This is a genomic window from Geminicoccus flavidas, from assembly GCF_009806515.1.
Taxonomy (GTDB): domain Bacteria; phylum Pseudomonadota; class Alphaproteobacteria; order Geminicoccales; family Geminicoccaceae; genus Geminicoccus; species Geminicoccus flavidus.
Genome location: NZ_WUJP01000650.1, coordinates 1 through 8,168 on the forward strand (window position 1 = coordinate 1; position 8,168 = coordinate 8,168).

Sequence of the window (8,168 nt, forward strand, 5' to 3'; positions counted from 1 at the left end):
AAGTAGGGGGTGTCGGTCAGCACCGACAGGCAGCTGGCACCACCGTCCCGATAGGCCTGCGCCAGCCTGGCCGGGTCGAAGTCGGCGCGGATCAGGCCCTTGCTGGGCGAGGCCTTCTTCACCTCGGCGATCAGAGCATGGCCGCCGCCGTCGCAGGTGCGGCGCAGAGCGGCGGCAAAGCCGCGCGGCGCCTCGTCCGGCAGCTCGGCCAGGAGCGATGCCATGCTGCGCGTCCGCTTGCCGGCGGCGACATGGTCGCGCTTGACCGCGCAGATCTCGGCCAGGACGTCGCTCATGCGCAGCTCCGCGTGATCTCGATCATTCGCTCGAGCGCCCGTGCCGCCCGACCCTCGTCGATGGCCGCAGCGGCCAGCCGTGCGCCCTCCCGCAGGTCGCCCACCCGGTCGGCCACCAGCAGCACCGCGGCAGCGCCATAGACGATCGCGTCGCGCAGCGGGCCGCGCTGGCCGGCCAGGACCGCACGCAGGGCCGCGGCGTTGAACGCCGCGTCGCCGCCCTTCAGGTCACCTGAGCGCGCGCGCTCGATCCCGGCTTCCTCGGGTCCGACCTCGAACACGTTGACCCGGCCGTCCCTGACCTCGGCGACCAGGGAGGGGGCGGTGGTGGTTAGCTCGTCCAGCCCGTCCCGGCCATGCACCACCCAGGCACGCTCCGCGCCCAGCTGGAGGAAGGCCTGGGCGATCGGCTCGACCCAGGCGGCCGCGGCCACGCCCACCACCTGGCGCTTCACCCCGGCCGGATTGGCCAGCGGGCCCAGGAAGTTGAAGATGTTGCGCACGCCCAGCTCGGCGCGGACCGGGCCGACATGGCGCATGGCCGGATGGTGGTTGGGCGCCATCATGAAGCCGACCCCGGCCTCGCGGATCGCCTGCTCGACCAGCGCCGGCCCGCAGTCCAGCTTCACCCCCAGCTCGGACAGCACGTCGGACGAGCCGGACCGGGACGTCGCCGCCCGATTGCCGTGCTTGGCCACCGGCAGACCCGCGCCGGCCGTCACCAGCGCCACGCCGGTCGAGATGTTGTGCGTCCCGGAATGGTCGCCGCCGGTGCCGCAGGTATCGACCGCATCGGCGGGTGCCTGGATCCGGATCATCCGGTCGCGCATGGCGGACGCGGCGGCCACGATCTCGTCGACCGTCTCGCCGCGCACCCTGAGCGCCATCAGGAAGGCGCCGATCTGGGCCGGGGTGGCGCTGCCGTCCATGATCACCGAGAAGGCCTCGCGCGCCTCCGCACCCGACAGAGGTCCACGTTCCGCGAGCTTCATCAGGATCGACTTCATGCCGTTGCCTGAAGGGGTCGTGCTCATGCCTGGCCTCCCACCCCGGCAAGCTCCAGGAAATTCCGCAGCAGGTGCTTGCCTTCTGCGGTCTCGATGCTTTCCGGGTGGAACTGGACGCCGTGAATCAGGAACTCCCGGTGGCGCAGGCCCATGATCACGCCGTCGTCCGAACTGGCATTGGCCACTAGGCAGTCCGGCACGGTCTCCGGGACGGCGCAGAGCGAATGGTAGCGGGTCGCGGTGAACGGGTCGGGCAGGTCCTTGAACACGCCGGTGCCGTCATGGGCGATCCGGTCGGTCTTGCCGTGCATCAGCCTGGGCGCCCGGGCGACCGTGGCGCCGAACGCCTGGGCGATCGCTTGGTGGCCCAGGCACACGCCCAGGATCGGGATGCGGCCCTTAGCGCGGTCGATCAGCTCCAGGCAGATGCCGGCCTCGTTCGGGGTGCAGGGGCCGGGTGAGAGCACGATCGCTTCTGGTCCCATGTCCAGCACCTGATCGACGCTGAGCGCATCGTTGCGCCAGACCTCGGTGGTGGCACCCAGCTCGCCCAGATAATGGTAGAGGTTATACGTGAAGCTGTCGTAATTGTCGACCAGCAGCAACATCTTGCCTGGATTCCGAGCAGGGGCCATCAGGGCCCGAGCCTTAGCCCCAGGCAGGAGCCACGTCGAGATCCTGGCGGGAAACGGTGGTGCGAGGCTCGCCCCGCGGGTGGATTGGGAGGCGAGGTGCGTCCAAAGCGGACTTTCATCTTTTCCAGGCCTGGCCATAATGGCCAGTCAAATGCCAGCCGGTGCGGCCGCGCCGTCGTGGTCAACAGTGACAGCGCAATTTGCCGGACCAGATGAAGCTGCCGAGCCTATCCCGGAAGACCAGAAACTGGCTGAAGCGCAGCCTGCCCGCCATCGCGTGGTCGGCCACGATCGCCGCCACGGCGGTGGGCTTCGTGGCAGTGACCGCATGGGACGACGCCCGCTGGAAGTCGGACTGGCAGCGCGCCGTCCATTCCGAGCGCCCGGCGGTCCTGGTGCAGCAGACCATCCCCATGCAGCAGGCGGCGCTCATGCGCGAGGCGGGCCCAATGCGGGACGCGGTCCCGGTCCGATCCGGCAGTCTGGCTGAACAGCCGCCGACCCTGCGCGAGGTTCCCGAGCCGGCCGAATTCCTGGCAGCCAAGCCGGCGCCGGCTGCGGCAACCGGCACGGTCGCGGTGGCCGCCGCCACCCCACCGGCAACAGAATCGCCGGCAGCGGCGCTGCCGCCATTGCTGGCAACCAGCGCACCCAGGCTGGCCGCGCCACCACCGGCCGCCCCGGCTCCGGTCGCCGCCGCCGCTCCGGCAGCACCTGTGCTGGCCAAGCCAGTGGTGGTCGCCGCCACGCCAGCCGAATCTGCCCCGGCTCTGGTTGCAGCGGCCGCTCCGGCAGCACCGGCGCCGGCTGAGCCAAGGGCGGTCGCGACCGCTCCGGCCGACCTACCGGCGGAGGTTGCGGCCGAAGCTGCCCCGGTCGAGGCTGTCCCGGCAGAGACCGCACCGACCGAAGCCGCCGCGCTCGAGGTCGTCCGGCCCAGGCCTGCGCCTGCCGACGCCGCACCGGCGCAAGCCGGTCCGTTGCTGGCGGCCCTCGCACCGGCGGCCGGGCCCGAGCCGGTCATCCCGGCTCCGCCGGATCCGTCGCCGCTGGTCCGTGAGCCGGTCGAGCCCGAGGTTCCGCCCGCGGCAGTCCTGGAGCCAAGTGCCCAGCCCGCACCGGCGTTCGAGGAGCCCGGCGTGCAGCCGGTGGCACCAGTCGTCGATCCGGAACCGATGCCGCAGGCTGGGCCGAACCGCCGGCATCTGATGCCGGAACGGCTGCGCGGGCCCACGATCGCGATCGTGATCGACGATCTCGGCTACAGCCGCAAGGTCGTGCGCCGGCTGATCGAATCCGGCCAAGCGCTGACCCTGTCGTTCCTGCCGAGCGGGCCGGAAGTGGTGCCCTCAGTGCGCGATGCGGCCCATGCGGGACTGGACGTGCTGCTGCACATGCCGATGGAGGCCACCGGCAGCGCCAATCCGGGGCCGGGCGCCATTCGGGTCAGCATGAGCGATGCGGAGGTCAGGGCCGCGGTGGACAAGGCGGTCGCCGCCGTGCCGGGTGCCGTCGGCATGAACAACCACATGGGCAGCCGCGCCACGGCGGCGCCCAAGACCATGCAGGCGGTGATGGCGGCGCTGGCCGACCACGACATGTTCTTCCTGGACAGCCGCACGGTGGGGCGCAGCAAGGCCCAGGCAGTGGCGCTCGGCACGGGGGTGCCGGCGATCGGCCGCGACGTGTTCCTGGACAACGAGCCGACGGTCGCGGCGGTGACCCGCCAGCTCCAACTGCTGGAGCGCCGGGCGCGGGCCCACGGCTATGCGGTGGCGATCGGCCATCCGCACCGGGAGACGGTGGATGCGCTGATGACGTGGCTGCCGGAGGCCGAGGCACGCGGGGTCCGGCTGGTGCCCCTGAGCAAGCTCGTGACAGTCGACACCTGCCGCAACGAGGCCGCCACCGCGTTCGACTGCGCAGCGCCCGGTAGCGACGAGCGGGTGGCCAAGGCGCTGGCGGACTGAGACCGTGGCCGGACGCGGCGCGCGTCCGGCCAGCCGGGAGTCTTGCCGTCAGTTGGCCCGGTCGTTGGCCAGCGCCACCGCGTCCTGGGCGGCGCGGATCAGCGCCTTCGCCTTGTTGCAGCTTTCCTGGTACTCGGCCTCTGGATCGCTGTCGGCGACCACGCCGCCGCCGGCCTGCACGTACATGCGCCCGTCCTTGATCAGCGAGGTGCGCAGGGCGATGCAGCTGTCCATGTTACCGTCGGCGCCGAAATAGCCGACCGTGCCGCCATAGAAGCCGCGCCGTTCCGGCTCCAGTTCCTCGATGATCTCCATCGCGCGCACCTTGGGGGCGCCGGAGACCGTGCCGGCAGGGAAGCCGCCGATCAGCGCGTCCAGCGCGTCCCGGTCCGGCCGGATCTTGCCCTCGACATTGCTCACGATGTGCATGACATGGGAGTAGTACTCCACGACCATCTTCTCGGTGACCCGCACCGTGCCGATCTGGGCGACCCGGCCCACGTCGTTGCGGCCGAGATCCAGCAGCATCAGGTGCTCGGCCAACTCCTTGGGATCGCTCAGCAGGTCGGCGGACAGGACCGCGTCCTCCGCGCGGTCGACGCCGCGCCGCCGCGTGCCGGCGATCGGCCGGATCGTGACGGTGCCGTCGCGCAGCCGCACCAGGATCTCCGGCGAGGAGCCGACCAGCTGGTAGCCGTCCAGGTCCAGGTAAAACAGGAAGGGCGAGGGGTTGAGGCGGCGCAGCGAGCGGTAGAGGTCGAAGGGCGGCAGGGTGAACTCGGCGGTAAAGCGCTGCGAGGGCACCACCTGGAAGATGTCGCCGGCCGCGACATACTCCTTCGCCGCCTCCACCATCGCATGGTAGTCGGCCCGGCTCATGTTGGGCACCGGCACGATCTCGGCCGCCTCGGTGGCGCGCAGCTCGTGGGCCACCGGCCGCTCCAGCTCGGCCAGCGCCTCGGCCAGCCGATCGCAGGCGGCCTCGTAGGCGGCGGCGGCGGAGACACCGGCTCTCGGCCAGACCGGGGTGATCAGGGTCATCCGGTCGAACACGTTGTCGAACACGCAGACCAGGGTCGGGCGCAGGAACACCGCGTCGGGCAGGCCCAGCCGGTCCTGGTTCTTCTCCGGCAGCCGCTCCATCAGCCGGACCATGTCGTAGCTCATCTGGCCGAACAGGCCGGCCGACATGGGCGGCAGGCCAGGCGGCAGGTCGATGCGGCACTCGCCGATCAGGCGGCGCAGGGAGGCCAGCGACGGCTCGTCCAGCGGCTGGAAGTCCCGGGGCGCTTCAGTGAAGTTCCGGTTGATCTCGGGCCGGTCGCCGAAGCAGCGCCAGATCAGGTCGGGCTTGACCGCGATCACCGAATAGCGGCCGCGTACCGCCCCACCTTCCACGCTTTCCAGCAGGATGCCGTAGGGCCGGCCCTCCCCGAGCTTCATCCAGGCCGAGACGGTGGTCTCCAGGTCGGCCGGGATCACCGTCCAGACCACGGCGGGAGCACCCCGGTCATAGGTCGTCGCGAACTCGGCGGAATCGGGCAGGGTCTTCACGGGCGGGACACTCGATCGGGACGGGAACGGTTCAGGCGCTGGAACGGGATCCGTCGAGCGTCACCATCGCTGGAGCCGGACCACCGCGGCGAGACCGGCCCCTGCCGTGGCGGGCGAGCCGCTCACTGCGGCTGCCCGTCGGCGCGCAGGAAGGTGGCGAGTGCCCGCTCATGGACCACGGGCGGGAAGCGCTGGCGCAGCGCCTGGTCGTACTGGTCGGCGAGATCGGTCGCCATCTCGCTGGTGATCTCGCCCTCAAGCGCGTCGCCGGGCTCGCCCTCGGCCGGGATGACGCGGTCGACGACCACGAAGCCATAGCCGTTGGGCAGCTCCAGCGGCGCCTCGGGCGGCTGGCCGACCGCGCTGGCGAACAGCCGCTCGACCGACTGCGGGCCGAGCTCGCCGGTCTCGCCCATGTCCGTGCGCTTGACCGGCCCGATCGCCACGACCGCGGCAGCCGGCTGGCCACTGGCGGCTTCCTCCAGGCTCTTGCTAGCCAGAACTTCCTCGTGCAGCGCCTTGGCCACTTCCTTGGCACGCTTTTGCCGCGCATCCCCGAGCCAAGTCTCCCGCACCTCGTCCCGCACCTCATCCAGGCGGCGGTCGCGCTCTGGCTCGATCGCGTCGACCTGAACCAGATAGGCGCCGCCGTCCGCCAGGGTCTCCATGGGCGAGATCACGCCCTGGCTGGTGGCGAACGCGGTCTGGAGGACCTCCTCCGGCAGTTCCGGCTCGATCGGCTCGCCCGATCGATCATGGCCGATCTGGTCGGTCTTCTCGATCCGACGTGGCGTGAAGCCGCCGGCTTGCGCCGCCTCCTCCAGGCTCGCACCGCCGGCGATCCGGTCCTGCACCGCATTCTCCAGGCTCGGCAGGTCGTCGGCGGCCTGGGCCAGAGCCAGCTCGTCGTGCAGCCGGTCGCGGACTTCCTCGAACGGCTGCCGGCGCTCCGGCTCCTCCGTCTGGACCACGAACATCACCCTGTTGCCGAAGCCGGTCTGGGTGATCTCGCTGACCCCACCGACCGGAGCGGCGAAGATCACGTCCTCCACGATCCGGTCGGGGAAGCCGCCCCTGGCGACGCTGCCCAGGTCCTGGACCTGCACGCCGCGATCGGCCAGTTCGCTCGCCACTGCCTCGGCCGGTTCGCCGGCCTGGATCCGGCTGCGTACCTCGCCGAGCGTGGCCTCGTCCGGCCCGTCGATCTGCAGCACGGTGCGGCTGGCGGGCTCGGTGAACTCCTGGGCGCGCTCGTCATAGGCGGCACGCAGCCGGTCCTCCGGGATCTCGATTTCCGGCGCCAGATCCTCCGGGCGCATCGTCACCACGGTGATCGTGCGGTACTCAGGCGCTCGGTACTCGGCTTGGTGCTCCTTCAGATATGCCGCCAGCGCCGCCTCGTCCGGCTCTGCCACCCCTTCGACCGCGTCGGCCCGCACCTCCAGCACCCGGCCCTCGCGCTGCTCCTCGCGATGGCGGTGCAGGAGGTCCAGCCCGATGGCGGGCGGGGCGGCCGCGGCTGTCACGCTGTCGACCAGGAGCCGGCGCAACTCCCCTAGGCGGACCAACTGGAGATAGCCCTGCTCGGTCATGGCGTTGGCGCGCAGCAGCTCGTCGAAGCGCTGCTTGCTGAAGCGGCCGCCCACCTGGAAGACCGGGTTGGCCGCAGTGATCCGTGCCAGGGTCGCGTCATCGACCTCCACGCCCAGCGCCCGCGCGTGGGCCTCGATGGTGCGATCGGTGATTAGCTCCGCCAGCACGCGCTGGCCAAGTCCCATCGCCATCGCTTGGTCGCGCTCAATATAGCGGCCGGAGCGCTGGCGCAGCTCGCGCAGCTCCTGCTCGAGCCGGCTCTCCGCCTGCGGCAGGGTCACCTCGAAGTCATCGACCGTCACCAGCGTGTCGCCGCCGGTGCCGCCGCGGAACACGTCACCGATGCCCCAGACCGCGAAGCTCAGGACCAGCAGGCCGACGAAGACGGCGACGATCGCCTTGACGATGGACTTCTTGAGCTTCTCGAACATGTGACCGGCGATCTTCCTGGCAGTCGGCCGCTTGGCATGAGGAGGAGGCAACGCTGGCGGACCAGTGGTGCCAAGATGGAACGGCGCGGAACATAGCCATGCGGGGTGGTCCGGGCAACGCGGCCTTGCGCCAAGCCGCCCGGAGCCGGTCAGGAGCGCGCCGGCTGGACGCCGACCAGGACGCTTTGGCGGTCGCCGCGACCGATGGTGAGCGCCAGGAAGGCAGCCAGGATGCAGAGCGCGCCCGCGGCATAGAGAGCCGGCAGATAGCTGGCGAAGCCGTCGCGGGCTGCACCTCCGCCATAGGCTGCGGCCGCAGCACCCAGCTGGTGGCCCATGAAGACCCAGCCGAACACCAGGTTGGCACGCTCCTTGCCGAACCGGTCCGCGGCCAGGCGCACCGTCGGCGGCACCGTCGCCACCCAGTCCAGGCCATAGAACACCGCGAACAGGGTCAGGCCGTACATGGAGAAGCCGGTGAGCGGCAGGACCAGGAGGGAGAGGCCGCGCAGGCCGTAATACCAGAACAGGAGCCAGCGATTGTCGTAGCGGTCGGACAGCCAGCCGGATGCGATCGTGCCGGCCAGGTCGAACAGGCCGATCACCGCGAGGATGCCGGCGGCACCCACGGGTGCCACGCCGAAGTCGCCGCACAGCGTGATCCAGTGGGTCTGGATCAGCC

General features: G+C 71.0%; 6 protein-coding genes and 1 pseudogene. 1 reads left to right on the forward strand and 6 read right to left on the reverse strand.

Going from position 1 to position 8,168, the window contains the following annotated elements; translation table 11 throughout:
- The 3 genes and pseudogenes from EQG76_RS18525 to EQG76_RS18535 form a co-directional block, all read right to left on the reverse strand.
- Positions 1-296, reverse strand: a pseudogene (locus tag EQG76_RS18525) (indole-3-glycerol phosphate synthase TrpC); the annotation flags it as partial.
- Positions 293-1,330, reverse strand: a complete 1,038-nt coding sequence (gene trpD, locus EQG76_RS18530; protein WP_159715859.1) for an anthranilate phosphoribosyltransferase — start codon at positions 1,328-1,330, stop codon at positions 293-295. The pseudogene EQG76_RS18525 and the gene trpD, both read right to left, overlap by 4 nt.
- Positions 1,327-1,911 (reverse strand): anthranilate synthase component II, encoded by a 585-nt coding sequence (locus EQG76_RS18535; protein WP_159715860.1) that lies wholly within the window; start codon positions 1,909-1,911, stop codon positions 1,327-1,329. Before EQG76_RS18535 ends, trpD begins: the two co-directional genes overlap by 4 nt.
- A gap of 239 nt (positions 1,912-2,150) precedes the next feature.
- Between EQG76_RS18535 and EQG76_RS18540 the strand changes: the two genes are divergently transcribed.
- Positions 2,151-3,908 carry a divergent polysaccharide deacetylase family protein gene (locus EQG76_RS18540; RefSeq protein ID WP_159715861.1) on the forward strand — a complete coding sequence of 586 codons (1,758 nt, stop codon included), beginning with the start codon at positions 2,151-2,153 and terminating at the stop codon, positions 3,906-3,908.
- Positions 3,909-3,956: 48 nt separating this feature from the next.
- Here EQG76_RS18540 and trpE read toward each other — a convergent pair whose 3' ends face one another.
- The 3 genes from trpE to EQG76_RS18555 form a co-directional block, all read right to left on the reverse strand.
- Entirely contained in the window at positions 3,957-5,462 is a 1,506-nt protein-coding gene (gene trpE / locus EQG76_RS18545; protein ID WP_159715862.1) for an anthranilate synthase component I, read from the reverse strand.
- Between the two features lie 122 nt (positions 5,463-5,584).
- Positions 5,585-7,486, reverse strand: a complete 1,902-nt coding sequence (locus tag EQG76_RS18550) for a peptidylprolyl isomerase (RefSeq protein WP_159715863.1) — start codon at positions 7,484-7,486, stop codon at positions 5,585-5,587.
- Positions 7,487-7,635: 149 nt separating this feature from the next.
- Positions 7,636-8,168: MFS transporter (locus EQG76_RS18555; protein ID WP_159715864.1), on the reverse strand; the 533-nt coding region annotated here is incomplete at its 5' end.